The organism is Chloroflexota bacterium, from assembly GCA_015478725.1.
Classification (GTDB): Bacteria; Chloroflexota; Limnocylindria; order Limnocylindrales; family CSP1-4; genus C-114.
On the sequence record JADMIG010000019.1, the window covers coordinates 1 to 18,388 of the forward strand.

19 protein-coding genes are annotated in these 18,388 nt (G+C 69.5%); 14 read left to right on the forward strand and 5 right to left on the reverse strand.

Going from position 1 to position 18,388, the window contains the following annotated elements:
* Positions 1–64: 64 nt before the first annotated feature.
* The 6 genes from IVW53_11260 (at position 65) to IVW53_11285 (ending at position 2,708) form a co-directional block, all read left to right on the forward strand.
* On the forward strand, positions 65–238 hold the full coding sequence (locus IVW53_11260; GenBank protein MBF6606149.1) for a hypothetical protein: 174 nt from the start codon (positions 65–67) through the stop codon (positions 236–238).
* Between the two features lie 110 nt (positions 239–348).
* Positions 349–591, forward strand: coding sequence for a hypothetical protein (locus IVW53_11265; GenBank protein ID MBF6606150.1), 243 nt, complete (start codon positions 349–351; stop codon positions 589–591).
* Complete coding sequence (locus tag IVW53_11270; protein ID MBF6606151.1) at positions 588–779, forward strand: hypothetical protein; 192 nt, start codon at positions 588–590, stop codon at positions 777–779. Before IVW53_11265 ends, IVW53_11270 begins: the two co-directional genes overlap by 4 nt.
* A 58-nt stretch (positions 780–837) precedes the next feature.
* On the forward strand, positions 838–1,596 hold the full coding sequence (locus tag IVW53_11275) for a phosphatase PAP2 family protein (protein MBF6606152.1): 759 nt from the start codon (positions 838–840) through the stop codon (positions 1,594–1,596).
* A gap of 145 nt (positions 1,597–1,741) precedes the next feature.
* Positions 1,742–2,035 (forward strand): hypothetical protein, encoded by a 294-nt coding sequence (locus IVW53_11280; GenBank protein ID MBF6606153.1) that lies wholly within the window; start codon positions 1,742–1,744, stop codon positions 2,033–2,035.
* Between the two features lie 91 nt (positions 2,036–2,126).
* Positions 2,127–2,708, forward strand: coding sequence for a hypothetical protein (locus tag IVW53_11285; GenBank protein ID MBF6606154.1), 582 nt, complete (start codon positions 2,127–2,129; stop codon positions 2,706–2,708).
* 3 nt (positions 2,709–2,711) lie between these two features.
* On the opposite strand, the gene zwf is transcribed toward IVW53_11285, so the two are convergent.
* From zwf to IVW53_11300, 3 genes are all read right to left on the reverse strand, one after another.
* On the reverse strand, positions 2,712–4,115 hold the full coding sequence (gene zwf / locus IVW53_11290) for a glucose-6-phosphate dehydrogenase (GenBank protein ID MBF6606155.1): 1,404 nt from the start codon (positions 4,113–4,115) through the stop codon (positions 2,712–2,714).
* A gap of 277 nt (positions 4,116–4,392) precedes the next feature.
* The gene (locus tag IVW53_11295) at positions 4,393–5,004 is read right to left on the reverse strand and encodes a response regulator transcription factor (protein ID MBF6606156.1); all 612 of its coding nucleotides are present in this window, start codon (positions 5,002–5,004) and stop codon (positions 4,393–4,395) included.
* On the reverse strand, positions 5,001–8,270 hold the full coding sequence (locus IVW53_11300; protein ID MBF6606157.1) for a PAS domain-containing protein: 3,270 nt from the start codon (positions 8,268–8,270) through the stop codon (positions 5,001–5,003). The genes IVW53_11295 and IVW53_11300 overlap by 4 nt, the downstream gene beginning before the upstream one ends.
* Before the next feature lie 308 nt (positions 8,271–8,578).
* On the opposite strand from IVW53_11300, the gene IVW53_11305 reads away from it, so the two are divergent.
* The 7 genes from IVW53_11305 to IVW53_11335 all read left to right on the forward strand — a co-directional run bounded on the left by IVW53_11305 (position 8,579) and on the right by IVW53_11335 (position 14,739).
* Positions 8,579–9,748 (forward strand): ABC transporter substrate-binding protein, encoded by a 1,170-nt coding sequence (locus tag IVW53_11305; protein ID MBF6606158.1) that lies wholly within the window; start codon positions 8,579–8,581, stop codon positions 9,746–9,748.
* An 82-nt stretch (positions 9,749–9,830) separates the two neighbouring features.
* Entirely contained in the window at positions 9,831–10,679 is an 849-nt protein-coding gene (locus tag IVW53_11310; GenBank protein MBF6606159.1) for an ABC transporter permease subunit, read from the forward strand.
* Positions 10,667–11,464: an ABC transporter permease subunit gene (locus IVW53_11315; GenBank protein MBF6606160.1), complete on the forward strand. Its 798-nt coding sequence runs from the start codon at positions 10,667–10,669 to the stop codon at positions 11,462–11,464. The genes IVW53_11310 and IVW53_11315 overlap by 13 nt, the downstream gene beginning before the upstream one ends.
* Before the next feature lie 23 nt (positions 11,465–11,487).
* The gene (locus tag IVW53_11320; protein ID MBF6606161.1) at positions 11,488–12,594 is read left to right on the forward strand and encodes an ABC transporter ATP-binding protein; all 1,107 of its coding nucleotides are present in this window, start codon (positions 11,488–11,490) and stop codon (positions 12,592–12,594) included.
* The gene (locus IVW53_11325) at positions 12,591–13,361 is read left to right on the forward strand and encodes an HAD family hydrolase (GenBank protein MBF6606162.1); all 771 of its coding nucleotides are present in this window, start codon (positions 12,591–12,593) and stop codon (positions 13,359–13,361) included. Before IVW53_11320 ends, IVW53_11325 begins: the two co-directional genes overlap by 4 nt.
* A 72-nt stretch (positions 13,362–13,433) precedes the next feature.
* Positions 13,434–13,799 carry a hypothetical protein gene (locus tag IVW53_11330; protein ID MBF6606163.1) on the forward strand — a complete coding sequence of 122 codons (366 nt, stop codon included), beginning with the start codon at positions 13,434–13,436 and terminating at the stop codon, positions 13,797–13,799.
* Between the two features lie 187 nt (positions 13,800–13,986).
* Positions 13,987–14,739: a UbiA family prenyltransferase gene (locus IVW53_11335; GenBank protein MBF6606164.1), complete on the forward strand. Its 753-nt coding sequence runs from the start codon at positions 13,987–13,989 to the stop codon at positions 14,737–14,739.
* Positions 14,740–14,755: 16 nt separating this feature from the next.
* Here IVW53_11335 and IVW53_11340 read toward each other — a convergent pair whose 3' ends face one another.
* Both IVW53_11340 and IVW53_11345 read right to left on the reverse strand, forming a co-directional pair.
* Entirely contained in the window at positions 14,756–15,787 is a 1,032-nt protein-coding gene (locus IVW53_11340; GenBank protein MBF6606165.1) for a ParB/RepB/Spo0J family partition protein, read from the reverse strand.
* Positions 15,780–16,547 (reverse strand): ParA family protein, encoded by a 768-nt coding sequence (locus IVW53_11345; GenBank protein MBF6606166.1) that lies wholly within the window; start codon positions 16,545–16,547, stop codon positions 15,780–15,782. The genes IVW53_11340 and IVW53_11345 overlap by 8 nt, the downstream gene beginning before the upstream one ends.
* Before the next feature lie 191 nt (positions 16,548–16,738).
* Here IVW53_11345 and IVW53_11350 point away from each other — a divergent pair, with 191 nt between their 5' ends.
* Complete coding sequence (locus IVW53_11350) at positions 16,739–18,367, forward strand: acyl-CoA carboxylase subunit beta (protein ID MBF6606167.1); 1,629 nt, start codon at positions 16,739–16,741, stop codon at positions 18,365–18,367.
* The last annotated feature ends 21 nt before the right edge of the window (positions 18,368–18,388 follow it).

Sequence of the window (18,388 nt, forward strand, 5' to 3'; positions counted from 1 at the left end):
CGCTCCCGGCGCATGTGAGGACCGGCTGCGCCGGCTCGAGTCACTGGACCATGGGGGACCGACGTTGACGACCATCGGAGTGCGACCGCACCGGGAGAGTTGGCCGGCGATCGAGAGCATTCCGGCAGAGCGACGGGTGCGCCGGCGGGATGACCTCGAGGCCGTGGGCCTCCTCCTTGGGATCCTCGGCATCCTCCTTGTCCTCGCGGTCACGGTCGGGACGGCGCCGCCGATCTGACGCGGCGATCGCCCGGGCCTCGAGGGTCGTGCGATCGCCTTCGAACTCCCGTGGCGCCGCGCCCCGTCATCTCCGCCCCCCAGGGTCTGCTGCAGGAACAGGAGGATCTCGTGACACAGGATCGTTCGTCCGCTACGGACGGTCCGTCGGACGCGACGGACGTCGTCGAAGGCAAGGTCGGCAGCGCGTGGCTCAGGGATCCGGCGACGTCCGGATCGATCGGCGCCGACCTCGGGGGACTGATGCCGATCGATGTGCCGTCCGCCGACCGGGCGGACGAGGGCGGATCGATCGAAGGCCGTCCCGAGTCGCCTGATCCCCAGGTCGGAGACACCCGTCGGCGGGATCGGTGAGCAGAGAGCGCCCGCAGATCGTCGTCATCCGCCAGGGAGGCGACCACGGTTGCCTCATCACGATCCTGCTCCTCATCGTGGCGTGGCCGCTGGCGATCGTCTACTGGATCCTGCGACTGGTGGTCTGGCTCCTGGGCGTGACCGTGGACTGGCTGACGGGCGGCCCCTGGCGACGACGGCGCGGGTAAGGCGCATCATGGGCGCGCCCGCACGGCCGCCCGCCATCCCGATCGACAGGAACGAACCATGACTGACCGCTGTGGCGCCGCCACCGATGCGGACACGGCGATCGGCGACGCGGTGCCACCGATCGAACCGCCCGTGACCCCCGATGAGCGCGGGGTCAGGGAGCTCGCGATTGGGTTCGCCGCGGCGCTGGTGGCGATGTTCGGCTTCGCTTTCCTGGCGGATCAGATCCGCGGCCAGGAGGCCCTCGTCCTCGACACCGTCGCGAACCCGTTCCTGCACGGGATCTCGTCGCCCACCCTGGACGCGATCATGAACGCCATCACCGCCCTCGGCTCGGATCCGGTCCTCGGCATCCTCGTCGTCCTCGCCCTGGGCTTCCTCGTCGTGTGGCATCGTCGCGCTGAAGCGCTCTTCCTCGTGGTCGCGATCGCTGGCAGCGTGGCGTTGAACGGCGCCCTCAAGCTGCTCGTGGGCCGGCCGCGCCCGGTGCTGCCGTGGGCGCACGTCCTGCCCGACCCGAGCTTCCCGAGCGGCCACTCCATGAATTCGGTCGTCTTCTACCTCGCCCTCGCTGTCATCGCCTGGACCTGGTCGGGGCGACGAGCGGGGACCATCGCTGTCGTGGGCGCGGTGGCCATCGCCTTCGCCATCGGCTTCAGCCGGATCTATCTCGGGTACCACTACCTGAGCGATGTCATCGGCGGGTTCACCGCCGGTGTCGCCTGGTTGATCGTCGTCGCCCTCGCCTTCGAGACGATCCCCCGAACCTGGGCAAGGCGGCCCTGGGCGACGCGGCGGGGAAGGCGCTCGAGCTGACCGACGATCGTCCGGGACAGGTGGCCGGGCCGCAGCCGGCCGCGTTCATCCAACAGGGTTTCCATCCTTGTCCTGCCGGATACCGCTGGCCATCATGCGAGGAAGGGAGCGCTGACAGGCGCGAACCATCACAGGAGATCCAGTCATGACTGACCAGCGAATCTTCGAGCGCGAAAACGTCACCGACGGCGGCGTCGCGCGGACCGAGACCATCGAGACAGAGCACCTTTCGAGCGGCCCGCGTGGCGGGGATGCCGAGGCCGGGGGAGCGGTCGCCGGAGGCGCCGTCGGCGCCGTCGCCGGCGCGGTCGTCGGCGGGCCCATCGGCGCGGTCGTCGGAGGCGCGATCGGCGCGGCCTCGGGCGCCACGGTCGGCCTGATCAACAACGAGAGCAAGGGCGACGAGGTCGTCGTCAAGCGAGAAGAACGGCGCTGGTAGGCCCGGGCCGATCGAGCCCGGCGCTCGCCATCTGCGGCGCCGGGCTCCACGATCGGCGGCTCGGTTCGTGGGTCGGCGGAGGAATGGGTGAGTGTCGCGCGCATCGGATGACGGGCGGGTCCCCGCGCGCGACCGTCGGCGCCCGAGCCTGGATGGCCCGTCCGTGGTCGCGTTCACCACCGAGGACGATCATCACGCCGAGGTTCGCCACGCGGCGGGGGTCCACGCGAAGGCGCACGGCTGCTCCCTGATCCTGTATGCCGCCGACGTGGCATCCCTGTGGTCCGAACCGATGCCGAACCAGTGGGCTTCAGAGGGTGAGGCGGAACGGTTCGGCGACCGCCTGAGCCCGAAGGATCTCGAACTCCTTGGCCGGTCGGCCATCGCCCGCCAGGTGCGCGAAAGTCGTCGCGTGGGAGCGAAGGCGTCGGCCTCGCTGCCGAAGGACAAGGGGATCGAGGCGCTGGCGGCGTACGCCGCCGCCCAGGGGGCTCACATCGTCTTCGTGCCCGAGTCCATGGCCGCCATCGACGAACTCCGCCCGCTCCTTGCGGGTGCGGGGGGCGGCAAGGAAGCACCTCGGGTCGCGGTCGAGCTCCAGGTGGTGGTGCGTCTGCCCGACTCGACCAGGCACGTTTCGGAATCGGGCGATCCGGCCGCCGACCCCACGTAGGGCTCAACCCATGGGCACCCGCTGCGCCGCCGGATCGGCCATGGCCGGGTCGTGCCAGTGGTCGCCGTGGGCCAGGATCCGGGACGCCTCGGGCGGACCCCAGGTGCCCGGCTCGTAGTCGTGCAGCGGCGTCGCGGCACCGAGGGTGCCGTCGACCACGCGCCAGGCCGCCTCCACGGCGTCCTCGCGGGCGAAGAGCGTCTGGTCGCCCCTCGTGGCATCGCCGATCAGGCGCTGGTACGGCGGGCGCTCGGTACCGCTCTGGTGGGAGGCGTAGAGCTCCACCGCCTCGCCGACGAGGGCCTCCCCGGGCTTCTTGGCGCGCGCTCCGAGCGAGATCGACATGTCCGGCGCGAGGCGGAAGCGGAAGTAGTCGGCGTCCGGCGGCTCGCGCTCCGGGAACACGGACTGGGGTGGACGCTTCAATGCCACGAGGACCTCCGTGGCCGTCACCGGCAGGCACTTGCCGGCCCGGAGGTAGAACGGGACCCCGCCCCAACGCCAGGTGTCGACGTGCAGGCGCAGCGCGGCGAACGTCTCCACGGTCGAGCCCGGGGCGACTCCCTCGACGTCGCGATATCCGCGGTACTGGCCGCGCACGACGTCGTTCGGCGCGATCGCCCGGATCGAGTCGAGCACCTTGAACTGCCCATCACGCACCGACTCCCCGGTCTGCCCGGACGGTGGCTCCATGCCGAGCAGGCTGACCACCTGGAGGAGGTGGTTCTGCATCACGTCGCGGATCGCCCCCGCCTGGTCGTAGAAGGCGCCGCGGTCCGCGACGTCGAAGGACTCGGCCATCGTGACCTGGACACTCGCGACGTGCTCGCGGTTCCACAGCGGCTCCAGGAACGAGTTGGCGAAGCGGAAGTAGAGCAGGTTCTGGACCGCCTCCTTGCCGAGGTAGTGGTCGATCCGGAAGATCGCGGGCTCGGCGAAGACGCCATGGACCGTCGCGTTGAGGGCGACGGCGCTCGCCAGGTCGCGCCCGAACGGCTTCTCGAGGATGACCCTCGCGCCCTCGGCACACCGCGACCCTTCGAGGTTGGTGATGACCTCGCTGAACAGGGCCGGCGGGATCGCGAGGTAGTGGAGTGGATGCCGGGCGTCGCCGAGCTCGGCGCGCAATGCCCGGAATGTCTCGATGTCGTCGTCCGAGCCCTTCACGTAGCGCAATCGCCCGCTGAGCGCCTCGATCGCCGCACCGTCCACGATCCCGGCCGCGGCGAGGCTCTGCCGGGCCCGCTCGCGGAGGGAGACCACGTCACCCGAACGGGCGACGCCGATGATCGGCAGGTCGAAGCCCTCGTCCCGGATGAGGGCAAGGAGGGCCGGGAAGATCTGCTTGAAGGCCAGGTCGCCCGTTGCCCCGAAGAACACGAACGCATCCGATCGCTCGGCGGCCATCGACCTCTCCCCTCCTCACGGGAATGGCTTGGCCCGGCCCGGTCGATCATGGTCCCCACCAGGTCGAGCGGCATGTGGACGCACCGACTGTAGCACCGAGTCGCTCGCCCGGACGAGGAGACACCCCGGCTCGGTTCCCCCAGGAACCGAACAGCGGGGTGTCAGGAATGAACGATCGACGGGTCGAAGACCGCGGGCAAACGCCGCGATCCGCGATGCAGGCCGCACCGTAGCCGGCCGGACGTGAACCCGCGAGGATGAAAACCCTGCAGGGCTCTCAGGCCTCGTCCAGCAGCCAGCCTTCCTGCCGCGCGAGGTGGACGAGGCCGGTGCGGTTCGGGACGCCGTACCGATCGAACAGGCGGCGCAGCTGGCTCTCCACCGTCTTGACGCGGATCGAGAGGGAGGCGGCGATCTCCAGGTTCGTGCGACCCTGGGCGACCAGTCCGATCGTTTCGAGTTCGCGCGGGGTGGGCACTCGGAGCCCGCCGCGGGCGGCTCGCAGGGCGTCCGGGGAGAAGGTGCGGCGTCCTCGCGCGGCCTCGCGGATGACGCGGAGGATCTCATCGACGGGCTCGAGCTTCGAGACGTAGGCAGCGGCGCCGCGGGAGATCGCCTTGGACATGAAGCTCGACTTGCTGTACGCGCTGTACATGACGAATGCGGGTCCGCGGCCCGCGAAGTCGCCGAGCAGGTCGAGTCCGCTGTCGAGCCCCCCCTGCATGACGTCGCAGAGCACCACGTCCGGGTGGGCCCGCTCGATCAGCTCCCGGGCGCTCCCTCGATCATGGGCAGTCCCGACGAGGTTCACGTCCGCCTCGCTTCTGAGCAGGGCGGCGAGCCCCTCGGCGATCGCCGGATGATCCTCGACGATGACGAGGTCGATCATCCGTGGCTCCGCGGCGCCGGCATCGGCAGGCGGACGGTGATCGTCGTGCCGTGCCCCACCTCCGAGGCGGCCTCGATGGATCCGCCATGGGCGACCACGATCTCGCGGGCGAGGAAGAGGCCGAGGCCGAGGCCGACCCGCACCCCGCGGCGGGGCTCGCCCGCGCGGGCGAAGCGATCGAACAGGCCGGGCATCTCGTCGGCGGGGATCCCGCCTCCATCGTCGGCGACGACGATCTCGGCCCACGGCCCGACGCGCTGCAGTTTCATGTCCACGTTCCGGGCTGCCCCGTGCACAAGGGCGTTGGTGATCAGGTTGGTGACGACCTGCTCGAGGCGCCCGGGGTCGCCGTCGACCGTCAGCCGCGCTGGCGCCTCGTGGACCGAGATCTGCGTGCCGCCCGCCAGGACGGCGGTCACCTCCGCGACGCGCCGTGCCAGGGCCACGAGATCGACCCGCCTGCGCTCGAGCGTCATCCGCTTCATCGCGAAGAGGCTCAGGTCGAAGAGCCGGTCGGTCAACTCGCCGAGTCGCCGCGTCTGAGCGAGAGCGCTGGCTGCATACCCGGCGGCTGCCTCGTCGGCAGCCGGGTCGAGGCGCCGGGCGAGCAGCTGGACGTACCCATGGAGAGCCGCGATGGGCGTGCGGAGCTCGTGGCTTGCCGCGATCAGGAACTGCTCCTGGAGCGCCCGCAGGCTCCGCTCGGTCACCTCGCGGATCACGACGATGCCGGCCCAGCCGGGGATCGGCAGCCGCAGACTCGAGCCTTTGGCCTCGAACCACCGCCGGGCGCCATCCGGGCCACGCATCGTGAAGCTCACGCTGAAGGACTCCCCGCGCCGCGCGCGCTGCTGCGGCCACGCCTCCGCGGCGAGCGGCTGGCTCGCCTCGTCCTCGGGGACGAATGGCACCGCGGGGTCGCCGAAGATCGCCTCGTAGGTCTCGTTCCACATGACGGCCCGGCCATCGGCATCCACGGCGAGGACAGCGTCGGTCATCCCGTGCAGGATCGACTTCATCCGGTCGCGCTCCTGGGCCAGCTCCTGCGTCTGTACCGTCAGGACGGCGGCCTGGGCGGCGAGCTCATCGGTCCGGGCGGCGAGGTCCTCGTTGGCGACATTCAGCTCTTCGACGCTCGCCTGGAGCTCCTCGTTGAGGGTCTCGAGTTCCTCGTTGGAAGCCTGCAGCTCCTCGGTCAGGGTCTCGGCCTCCTCGGTGGACGCCTGGGCGTCCTCGGCGCCGATGAGGAGTTCCTCGTTCGCCACCCGCAGCTGGTCGTTGGCGGAGGTCACCTCCTCGTTCACCGTGAGGAGCCGCTGCGTTTCGTCGATCGCCTGCTGCAGGCGCTGGCGCAGGATGGGCACGGCCGCCCGGTCCTCCGCCACCGGACTCGCGTCGCTGATGAGGATGACGGCGCCCACGATCGGGTCTCCGGGCCGCTCGCGGAACGGTGCGCAGCTGACGTCCAGATAGCGCGGCCTGCCGGTGAGGAGGTCGGGCGTGGGGGTCTCGCACCACGTCGTGCTCGACTCTCCCTGGAGCGCGCCGCGCAGCGCGGTTCGCAGCGTCGAAGCGGGAAGCGTCTCCGCGAGGTGGGTGAAGTCGTCGCCCAGGGCCGAGCCGTGGATGCCGAGCAGCCGCCGTGCGGCCGGGTTGATCCGCAGCGTCTCCCAGCGCCGGCCGACGGTGACCACGCCGACGGGCATCTCGAGCAGGATACGCTCGGCGTGGGCCTCGCCGGAGCGCCCCACCTTCCGGGAGCCAGCGTGACCGCTGACCGCACCCGGGACGGCGCGCGCCGGCCGCGGAACCTGGGCCGGAGCTCGCGTGAGCGTCATGAGTGGAGGAGCCGGCGCCGGGCCGTCCCGCCGGTAGATCTTCAGGGGCCCCGGCACAGGGGTGAAGCTGTGGCCCAGAGACGCGGCGCTCTCCGAGCTGCCGAGCACGAGCCAGCCCCCCTCGCGCAGGGCGAATGCGAAGACGCGCAGGACGCGTTGCTGGAGCTCGGGCAGGAAATAGATGAGGACGTTCCGACACAGGACGAGATCGATCCGGGGGAACGGTGGCCGGGCGCCCAGGTCGTGCTCGCCGAACACGACCAGCTCGCGCACCTCCCTGGTGACCGAATACTCGTCACCAGCCGCCACGAAGTGCCGGGTGAGGAGACCGGGCGGCACATTCCGCACGGTCCTGGCGTCGTACACCCCGCGACGCGCGAACGCGAGTGCCGCCGCGTCGACGTCCGTCGCGAAGATGCGCACGTCGATGCGCTCGCGCTGATCCCCGAGCGCGTCCGCGACGAGCATGGCGATCGTGTAGGCCTCCTCGCCGGTCGCGCAGCCGGCGCACCAGACCCGCAGCTCCCGGGTCGCCTGGGCCTGTGCGACGAGATCGGGCAGCACGCGGCGGCGGAGGTGGTCCATCACCTTCGGATCGCGGAAGAACTCGGTCACCTTGATGAGCAGGCTGCCCGTCAGGCGCTCGTATTCGTCGGGCTCCTTCTCGAGGAAGCCGACGTAGTCGGCGAGCGTTGCCTGGTGCGTGGCAGCCATCCGACCCTGGAGGCGTCGCAGGATGGTCGGCCGCTTGTAGGCCGCGAAATCGATCCCGCTGCGCTCGCCCAGCCGCGCGAGCAGGAGGCGGAGTTGGCGATCGTTGGCCGGGTCCGCTTCGGTGAGTGGGCCCGAGATGAGTCGCTCGAGCAGCGGACCCATCGCCGCCGGCTGGGCCACGATGTCCACGCTGCCCGCGGCCACGGCAAGGGGCATGGACGGGAAGCCGGCGTTCACGGGATCCTGGATGAGCACGGTGCCTCCGGCCGCCGCCACCTCGTGCGCCCCGACGGCACCGTCGGACCCACTGCCGCTGAGGACGACGGCGATCGTCCCCGCGCCTACCGATGCGGCGGCGGACCGCATGAGCCGGTCGATCGACGGCGCGGCCCGCCTCGGCGTGGCCTCGTGCAGGACGATCGACGTTCCCTCGATCTCCGCGTCGTGGTTGGCCGGGATGACGAACACCACCCCGTCCTCGAGCGGCTCGCGTGCACCGACGGCACGGAGTGGCAGTGTCGACCGACGGCCCAGGATGTCATGCAGATGGCTCGGTCGCCCCGGATTGAGGTGCTGGGCGACGACGACCGGCGCGGCGAGGTCGGGCGGCAGCGACGCGAGGAGCGCGGAGATGGCCTCGACGCCGCCGGCCGACGCGCCGACCACGACGAGATGGCGGCTCTCGCGAGCTATGGACTCCTGCGGCATGGTCATCTTCCCGATGCGATCCGGGTGCACGCCCGGATACCGCCGTGAGTGTACCCATCGTCGGCCCGTGCGGCCTACCGGCCGACGCGACGCCGTATGGTATCGGTCACGACCCGTTAACATTCCTCGGTCACCGTCTTGACTCGGGAGTGGCGGCCGCTGTCAAATGCGCCTCAGCGCACCGCACTGGCTCTCTCCCGTCGCAGGACCGGGACAGGCGTCCATGCGTGGGCCTCGGAGGAGGTATCGCGTCGGTGGTCCGCTGGCATCGCAACAAGCCCGCAGCAATGGAGACTCACTTGTCGACGAAACGCATGCCCCGGTCGCTTGCCGCCGCAGCGGCCATCCCGCTCCTCTTCGCCGCCTGCAGCTCGGCGGCCACGCCATCCCCAGCTGCGAGCACGGCACCGAGCGCTGCCGCAGGCAGCGCTGCCGCGAGCAGCGCGCCGGCCGCGAGCAGCGCGCCGTCAGCTTCCATGGCCGCGCTCATCGCCGCCGCCCAGAAGGAAGGGACCCTCACGACGATCGCCCTGCCGCACAACTGGTGCGACTATGGCGATCTCCTCACCGGCTTCACGGCGAAGTACGGCATCAAGATCAACGAGCTCAACCCGGATGGCGGCTCGGGTGACGAGATCAACGCCATCAAGGCGAACAAGGGCAGCACCGGCCCGCAGGCCCCGGACGTCATCGACGTCGGCCTTTCGTTCGGCCCCCAGGCCGTCACCGACGGCCTCATCGCGCCGTACAAGGTCTCGACGTGGGACAGCATCCCGGCCAGTGCCAAGGACCCGAACGGCTACTGGTACGGCGACTACTACGGCGTGCTCGCCTTCGAGGTGAACACCGCGGTCGTCAAGAATGTCCCGCAGGACTGGTCTGACCTGCTCAAGCCAGAGTACAAGGGTCAGGTCGCCCTCGCCGGTGACCCGACTGTCTCGAACCAGGCCATCTCGGCGGTCTGGGCTGCGGCCATCGCCAACGGCGGCTCGCTCGACAACGCCCAGCCGGGCCTCGACTACTTCAAGCAGCTCAATGCCGGCGGGAACTTCGTCCCGGTCATCGGCAAGACGGCCACCGTCGCCTCCGGCGAGACGCCGATCCGCATCGCGTGGACGTACAACGCGCTCTCGGACAAGGACTCGCTCGCCGGCAATCCGCCGATCACGGTCGTCGTCCCGAAGTCCGGTCGCTTCGGCGGCATGTACATCCAGGCCATCAGCGCCTATGCGCCCCATCCGAACGCGGCCAAGCTCTGGGAGGAGTACCTGTACTCCGACGCGGGCCAGAACATCTGGCTCAAGGGCTACTGCACCCCGATCCGCTATGACGACATGGTCAAGCGGGGCGTGGTGGATCCGGCCGCCCAGGCCAAGCTTCCGGACACCTCCGGGACCGTCCTCCCGACGCTCGCCCAGATCACGGCGGCCTCCACCTTGATCACCAAGGGCTGGGCGACGACGGTGGGTGCTGTCGTCAAGTAGACCAGACAGGCATCGCAGCGGTGGAACGGTGACCAACGTCGCCGTTCCGCTTGACGCACCGGGAGCGCCGACGGCGCGCCCGGTGCGTCGTCGTTTCGACTGGGGCTGGGTGGGGGTCGCCCCGTTCCTCCTCTTCGCCCTCGCCTTCCTCATCGCCCCGACCCTCTACCTCGTGTTCGGGAGCTTCGAGACCGGCCAGGGCGGGTTCACCCTCGCGAACTACGCCAACCTCTTCGAGCCGTCCATCGTCAGGACCTACCTCAACAGCATCGAGATCAGCCTCGTCACCGCGGTCGTCGGCGGGATCTTCGGCTTCCTCCTCGCCTATTCGGTCGTCGCCGGAGGGCTGCCGGGACCGTTCCGATCGGCCCTCATGACGTTTTCCGGCGTCGCCTCGAACTTCGCCGGCGTCCCCCTCGCCCTCGCCTTCGTCTTCACGCTCGGGCGGGTCGGGCTCCTGACGGTCTTCATCAAGGGTCTCGGGATCGATCCGTATGCCGACGGATTCACGCTCTATTCGAAGGTCGGTCTCGAGATCGTCTACCTCTACTTCCAGTTCCCCCTCATGGTCCTCATCATCGCCCCGGCCATCGACGGCCTGAAGAAGGAGTGGCGCGAGGCGTCGGAGAACATGGGGGCGTCGTCATACCAGTACTGGCGGCACGTCGCCCTGCCGATCCTCATGCCGTCGCTCCTCGGCACGATGATCCTCCTGTTCGGGAACTCGTTCGGTGCCCAGGCCACGGCCTATCAGCTGACCGGCGGCTTCATCGACATCGTGACGATCGCGATCTCGCGCCAGATGCGCGGCGACGTCCTGTTCGACCCGAACCTCGGCTATGCGCTCGCGATGGGGATGGTCGTCATCATGGGTCTCTCGATCGCCGGGTACTCGCTGCTCCAGCGGCGCGCGGAACGGTGGCTCAGGTGAGGCGGCCCGCCCGGTTCGGCTGGTGGCTCGTCTTCGTCGCCGGATTCCTCTACTTCTTCCTGCCGCTCTACGGGACGCTCGACTTCTCGCTCAAGTCAAAGCCGTTCCTCTCCGCGTACACGGCGATCCTCGAGGACAAGCAGTTCACGGCGACGCTCCTCTACTCGTTCATCGCCGGCGTGCTGACGATCGTCGTGAGCCTCGTCATCATCGTGCCAACGGCCTTCTGGGTGCGATTGAAACTCCCGCGACTCCGCCCGATCATCGAGTTCATCACCCTCCTCCCGTTCGTCATCCCGCCGATCATCCTCGTCTTCGGCCTCATCAACACCTACAGCAAGCAGCCGTTCGCGCTGACGAACTCAGAGACGGGGAGCAATGCCCTCCTCGTCGCTGCCTATGTCGTCCTGTCCTTCCCGTACATGTACCGGGCGGTGGACACGGGGCTGCGGGCGATCGACATCCAGAGCCTGACGGAGGCATCCCAGAGTCTTGGCGCCGGCTGGTTCCGGATCCTCTGGCAGGTCATCTTCCCGAACCTCCGGACCTCCCTGCTGAGCGGCGCGTTCCTCACCCTCGCGATCGTCGTCGGCGAGTTCACCATCGCCACGTTCCTCGCCCGACCGGCGTTCGCGCCATACCTCGGCATCGTCGGCGACGAGCGCCCGTACGAACAGGCGGCACTCGCGCTCGTGAGCTTCGCCATCACCTGGATCGCGATGGTCGCGATCGCCTTCCTCGGTCGCGGCGGTCGAAGCCGCGGCCGGTTCACCGCGGTCCGCTGACGCGAGCAGGAGACGACGAGACGATGCCGTTCCTCGAACTCACGGGCATCCAGAAGCGGTTCGGTGAGATCGCGGCCGTGCGCGACTTCAACCTCCAGGCCCAGCGCGGCGAGTTCGTCTCGTTCCTCGGCCCGTCCGGGTGCGGCAAGACGACGACCCTGCGGATGATCGCCGGCTTCGAGCGGCCGACGGCCGGCGCGATCGTCGTCAACGGGGTCGACATCACCCACCAGGCGCCGAACCAGCGGAACGTCGGGATGGTCTTCCAGTCGTACGCCCTCTTCCCGAACATGACCGTCGCCGACAACGTGGGATTCGGCCTCCGCGTCCGAAGGCGCCCGAAGGTCGAGATCCGTCGTCGCGTCGGCGAGCTTCTCGACCTCATCCATCTGCCCGACAAGGCGGACCGCTATCCGTGGCAGCTGTCCGGCGGCCAGCAACAGCGGGTGGCGCTCGCCCGGGCGCTCGCGATCGAGCCACAGGTGCTACTCCTCGACGAGCCGCTGTCGGCACTGGACGCGAAGATCCGGGTCGTCCTCCGCAACGAGATCCGGTCGATCCAGCGCGAGCTCGGGATCACGACCGTCTACGTGACCCACGACCAGGAGGAGGCGCTCTCGCTGTCCGACCGCATCGTCGTCATGAGCGAGGGCCGAATCGAGCAGATCGGTACGCCGTTCCAGATCTACAACTTCCCGTCGACCGCCTTCGTCGCCTCGTTCGTCGGGACACTCAATGTTTTCGACGCGGCGGTGGTGGACGCTGCCGCGGGCCAGCTCACGGTCGTCGGCCAGCCTGTCGCGACCGGTCGTCCGCTCGTCGGCGCGGGTGCGCCCGGCGCAACCCTTCCGATCGCGCTCCGGCCCGAGATGCTCTCGATCGGTGGCGAGGGCGGGGCGAACGTCCTGACCGGGACCGTCGACGACGTCACGTTCCTCGGCTCCATCGTCCGCGTCCGCGTCCGGATCGGGGATGGCGGTCCGCTCGTCGCGGCGGACACGTTCAACGATCCGAGTCTCACGATCCCCGAGCGCGGGTCCGTGACGACGGTGACCTTCCCGCCGAATGCGATCCTCGTCCTCGACGCGCCGCCCGTGGTGAGCGTGGAAGAGCTCATCGCCGAACGGTGAGCGTCGAGCTCGGTCCGCTCGCCGGACACCGGCTCGTCGTCTTCGACAAGGACGGCACGCTCATCGACTTCACCGCGATGTGGGGCGGCTGGGCCATCGGGCTCGCCGACCGCCTCGAGGCGGCGACCGACCGACCGATACGTGGGCCCCTCTACGAGGCGTTCGGGATCGACGGCGTGTCCGGCCAGATCCTCCCGCACGGTCTCCTCGCCGCGACGTCGATGGCGGTCCTCCGCGGGGTCGCGCTCGACCTCCTCGAGGTCGGCGGAACGACCAGGTCGCGCGCGACGGCCGTGCTCGAGGAGGCATGGCGCCCGCCCGATCCGGTCGCGCTCGCCCGCCCGCTCGCGGATCTCGGCGCGCTGTTCGAAGCGCTCAGAAGCGCCGGAGCCAGGATCGGCATCGCCACCTCGGACGATCGCGGACCGACGCTCCGAACCCTCGACGCGCTCGGGATCGCCGGCCTCGTCGACGCCATTGTCTGCGCCGACGACGGCGTCGCCGTGAAGCCCGCCCCGGACATGATCGTCGAGCTCTGTCGCGTGGTCGGCGTCCCGGCGACCGAGACGGCGATCGTCGGCGACACGATCGCCGATTTGCGGATGGGGCGCGCCGCGGGCGTCCGGACGTGCGTCGGGGTCCTGTCCGGCTCCGGGACGGCCGACGAGCTCCGCGCGATGGCCGACATCCTCATCCCATCGATCGCGGTGCTCACGCGAGGGCCCGTCGCCCCGCTGCGTCGCGCGGCCGACGTGAGGCCTCAGTAGAACGGGCGTTCACTCACCCCCGCAACGATGAGTTCTGGCATACTCGCGGCCGACGAGACGGAGGAGACATCGGTGGGCGCGACCGGACTCGCCGCGGACCCGACGGAGTACCGGGCGCGGCTCAGCGAGCAGACGGACGATCAGATCGATGCCTGGGCGGCGGAGCTCATGCGGGACGTCGCGATACGCCGGGGTGTCCGGAAGGTCATCGTCGATTTTCTTGCTGCGGCGCGGATCGACGAGCCCTCGTTCGATCGGGTCTTCGCCGCTGGTGGAGGGCCACCGGCCGTCGTGGGGCGCGACCGGGAGGGTCGACTCCTCGTTCCGGCGATCGCCCTCTACGCGCTCGTCCCGGGGATCCGGGCGGAGACCACGGACGGACGCGAACGGCTCATCGAGTACCTCGTCGAGAACTTCGAGGACCTCGTCTACGTCTGATGCGGCGGACTCGGACGGTCCGTCGGGAGACCGCGGTCAGGGTCCCGGTCGCCGGGGACGCGAGTGGCGGGCGCGCGAGTGGCGGGCGCGCGACCGGGTAATCGCCCACCTCCGGCTCCTTCATCCCTTCCCGTCCACCCTCGATGCGCTGACGGCCGCCGCTCTCGGGGTCGTCGCCGGCGGATCGTTGGCGTCGTCGACCCGCCTCGGGATGGCGATGCTCGCGATCCAGGTCGCGATCGGCGCGACCAACGACCTTGCCGACCTGGATGCGGATCGCCGGTCCAAGCCGTGGAAGCCCCTCGTGACCGGGGGAGTGACGCGACCCATCGCGATCATCGTGGCCGGTGTGGGAATCACGGGCGGCATCCTCATCGCCGCATCCGCCTCGGCCGCGGCCGCCGCGGTCGCGGCGCTCGGTGCGGCCATCGGTGTCGCCTATGATCTGCGACTCAAGGGGACCGTCCTGTCATGGCTTCCCTTCGCGCTCGGGGTGCCACTCATCCCGGTCTTCGCCTGGATCGGGACCACCGGATGGATCCCGATCCCGGTCGCCATCGCGGCGGGGATCGCCGTGCCAGCGGGTGCTGCCATCGCCGTGGCGAACGCCCTGCCGGACATCGAGGGCGACGAGCGATCCGGCGTCCGAACCGTGGCGACGGTCCTCGGGCGAGAGCGAGCATGGCGACTCGACGCGGCGTTCCAGGTCGGCGTCGTGGTCGTCGCGATCGTGGCGTTGGCGGTCGTGGCCGGCGCGCGTCTCGCACCGCCCGTATGGCTCGCCGTCGCCGGGTCCGTCGCGCTCCTTGCCGCCGGCGTTGGGCTGAGCGGCGACCGGCGGCGCGGCCGTCGTCAGCGTGGCTGGGAGCTGCAGGCGGTCGCGACGGGACTCCTTGGCGCAGCCTGGCTTGGCGGGCTCGCGGCCGCCGGTCGGCTCTGAGGGCGCTGGCCGCCGATCAGTCGCGCGGTTCTCCGCTCCGGACGAGGGCGATCGCGTTCTCGAGTCGGAGCTTCGCGATCGTCAGGTACTTGGCCAGGTTCGCGCGGTCAACCGGACCGATCGACTCCATCACCGTCGGGGCGCGAAGTACCTCGACGAGCTCCTCGACCGCGTCCGCCAGCTGTCGCTTCGCCGAAACGAGCGACTCGTCGGTGAGTGGCGCGCTCGGCCGGTCGTGCGTCCAGTCGGGGTCCTCATCCGGCGGCCGGCCTCCGACGCGGCTCGTCGCGGCATCTGAGCTGTGGCGGGTGGAGACGCCTTCGTCGGGCTCGGGATCCGTCATCCGCGGAGGCCGGCCATCGACCTTCTCGCGGAGCTTCACGAGCGAGAGTTCACCACGGGCGACCTGTTCGGCCAATCGTCGACGCTTCCGTGGATCGGCGACCTTGAGGAGCTCGTACGCGTGCGACAGAGTGTCTTTGCGCACGGACACGAGCGCGCGGACCTCATCCGGCGCGTCCGCGAGCCGGAGCCGGTTCTCGAGATACCCCTTGTCCTTGCCGAGTTTCTCGGCGAGCTTGCGGATGCTGTAGCCGTGCTCGCGGATCATCCGGTCGTACATCGCCGCCTCGTCGAGCGGTGAGAGATCCTCACGCTGCAGATTCTCGATGATCGCGATCTCGAGGGCGGTCTCGTCGTCGATCTCCTCGACGAGGGCGGGGATCGTGTCGAGGCCGGCCTGGCGCGACGCGCGCCAGCGGCGTTCTCCGGCGACGATCTGGAAGCGGCTCGGGCCGATCGGCCGGACGAGGATCGGCTGGAGGACGCCGCGTTCCCGTATCGATGCGGCGAGCTCGTCGATCGTCTCCTGGACGAAGGTCACCCGCGGTTGCACCGGGTTCGGCTCGACGCGATCGAGAGGCAGGTGTCGCACCGACCCTGCCTTGCGCGGGCCGTCCGACGTGAGCAGGCTGACGATGGCGGGGGAGAGGTCGCGCTCCTCCGAGAGGCGACGTGCGGCCGTCGCTCGGAAATCTGGTCTAGCCAAGGTCGATCACCTCCCGGGCGAATTCGCGATATGTCCGTGCGGCTTCCGAGCTGGTCGCGTATACGGTAATCGGCCGCCCCGCGAGCGGCGCCTCGCCGAGCTTCACGGTGTTGCGGATGATGCTGTTGAAGACGTGGTGATCGCCGACGACGCGAAGCTCATCGAGCATGTCGCGAGCGAGGATCGTCCGCCCATCGTAGAAGGTCGGCAGAAGGCCCAGGATCCGGAGATCGCGATTGAGGCGCGCCCGGATTGTGTTGATGACCTTGACGAGATTCGTCAGGCCCTTCATCGCGTAGTACTGGGTCTGGACCGGGATGATGACGCTGTTCGCGGCAACGAGGCCGTTGACCGTGAGGAGGCCCAGGTTCGGTGGGCAATCGATGAGCGCGAAGTCGTATCGCGCCTCCAGCCGTCCCTCGAGCGCTTCGCGAAGCGTCTGCTCGCGGCCGAAGGCGGTGAACAGCTCACCCTCGGTCGCTGCCAGGTCGATGTTCGCCGGCGCGACGTCGATCCCCGGCGTCTCTGTCGGGATGATCACCTCGTCGATCGTGGCGCGTCCGTCGGCGAGGACGTCGGCCATGGATCGCTCCACGGTGTTGAGGTTGATGCCGAGGCCGGCCGTGAGATTCGCCTGGGGATCCATGTCGATGCAGAGGACGCGGAACCCTTCTTCGGCGAGCGCGCCCGCGAGGTTGATCGCGGTCGTCGTCTTGCCGACGCCGCCTTTCTGATTCGCGATCGCGATCACATTCGTCACTGGGTGGACCTCGTGCGGGCGAAGCGGTGGATGGGACGCCGGCGGGGCGGCGGCTCGGAGTCGAACCATGCTACCCCACCGCGACGCCGCACGGACACGAGGTTATCCACACGGAGGGCGAGTTGTTCACCGAATCTGTGGATAGTCGACGCTCACCCGGGTCGGTGAGGGACGACTCGGGTCCGTCTATCATGGCCAGCGTCCGCACCGGGACTGTCCGTACGCAAACACAGCCGGCCGGGACGATCGACGACGATGAGGTGGCCGTGCCGACCAACGGGGAGCGGATCGAGCGTCTCGAGCGGATGCGCGAGGAGTCGCGACTCGGCGGTGGCGCCGCCCGGATCGAACGCCAGCACGTGGCGGGCAAGCTGACGGCGCGTGAGCGGCTCGATCTCCTCCTCGACCCGGGATCGTTCGTGGAACTCGACGCCTTCGTCACCCACCGCTCATCCGGCTTCGGCATCGACGAACAGATCGTCCTCGGTGACGGGGTCGTGACGGGTCACGGGACGATCGACGGCAGGCTGGTGTTCGTGTTCAGCCAGGACTTCACCGTGTTTGGTGGGTCGCTCTCGGAGGCGTACGCCGAGAAGATCTGCAAGGTGATGGACCTGGCAATGCGCGTCGGTGCGCCGATCGTCGGTCTCAACGATTCCGGCGGAGCGCGGATCCAGGAAGGTGTCGCATCGCTCGGTGGATACGCCGACATCTTCCTCCGGAACACGCTCGCCTCGGGCGTCGTTCCGCAGCTCTCGGTCGTGCTCGGACCGTGCGCCGGGGGAGCGGTGTACTCGCCTGCAATCACGGATTTCACGATCATGGTGGAGGGCACGAGCTACATGTTCGTGACCGGTCCGAACGTCGTGAAGACCGTGACCCACGAGGATGTCGATGCTGAACGCCTCGGTGGTGCGGTGACGCACACGACGATCAGCGGCGTCGCCCACCTCGCTGGACGGGACGAGGCCGAGTCGCTCGATCTCGCCCGGCGCATCCTCGGCTACCTGCCGGCGAACAACCTCGCCGATCCGCCGATCGTGCCGACCGCCGACCCGGACGATCGTCGGGACGCCGAACTCGACGGCATCGTGCCGGAGGATCCGCAGCGACCGTATGACATGCATCGCGTCATCGAGTCGATCGTCGACGACCGTGTCTTCCTCGAGACGCAGCCGGGCTACGCCCCGAACATCCTCACCGGTTTCGCGCGGCTCGGCGGTCGGAGCGTCGGCATCGTCGCCCAGCAGCCGGCGGTCCTCGCGGGCGCGCTCGACATTGGCGCCTCGACGAAGGCGGCCCGCTTCGTTCGGACCTGCGACTGCTTCAATGTCCCGTTGCTCACCCTCGTCGACGTGCCGGGATTCCTGCCGGGCGTCGGCCAGGAACATGGCGGCATCATCCGTCACGGCGCCAAGCTCCTGTTCGCCTACTGCGAGGCGACGGTCCCCAAGCTCACGGTCATCACCCGCAAGGCATACGGCGGAGCCTACGATGTCATGAGCAGCCGGCACGTCCGGGGCGACATGAACTTCGCCTGGCCCACGGCCGAGATCGCCGTGATGGGGGCGGAGGGGGCGGTGAGCATCATCTTCAAGGATCGCATCGCCGCCGCGTCGGATCCGGCCGCCGAGCGGCAGCGCCTCGTCGCCGAATATGAGGCCGAGTTCGCCAATCCGTACATCGCCGCGTCGCGCGGGTACGTCGACGACGTCATCCGTCCGTCGGAGACCCGCCCCCGACTCATCCGGGCGCTCTCGATGCTCGAGAACAAGCGGGTGGAGAACCCGCGGAAGAAGCATGGCAACATCCCGCTCTGACGACGGAGCGGTTTCGCGCCG

Bases quoted from the DNA above. Each gene is read 5' to 3' on its own strand.
- IVW53_11350 (MBF6606167.1), top strand. From the start codon at position 16,739: ATGGCCAGCGTCCGCACCGGGACTGTCCGTACGCAAACACAGCCGGCC.
- IVW53_11295 (MBF6606156.1), bottom strand. From the start codon at position 5,004: ATGATCGACCTCGTCATCGTCGAGGATCATCCGGCGATCGCCGAGGGG.
- zwf (MBF6606155.1), bottom strand. From the start codon at position 4,115: ATGGCCGCCGAGCGATCGGATGCGTTCGTGTTCTTCGGGGCAACGGGC.
- IVW53_11300 (MBF6606157.1), bottom strand. From the start codon at position 8,270: ATGACCATGCCGCAGGAGTCCATAGCTCGCGAGAGCCGCCATCTCGTC.
- IVW53_11320 (MBF6606161.1), top strand. From the start codon at position 11,488: ATGCCGTTCCTCGAACTCACGGGCATCCAGAAGCGGTTCGGTGAGATC.
- IVW53_11275 (MBF6606152.1), top strand. From the start codon at position 838: ATGACTGACCGCTGTGGCGCCGCCACCGATGCGGACACGGCGATCGGC.
- IVW53_11305 (MBF6606158.1), top strand. From the start codon at position 8,579: ATGCCCCGGTCGCTTGCCGCCGCAGCGGCCATCCCGCTCCTCTTCGCC.
- IVW53_11280 (MBF6606153.1), top strand. From the start codon at position 1,742: ATGACTGACCAGCGAATCTTCGAGCGCGAAAACGTCACCGACGGCGGC.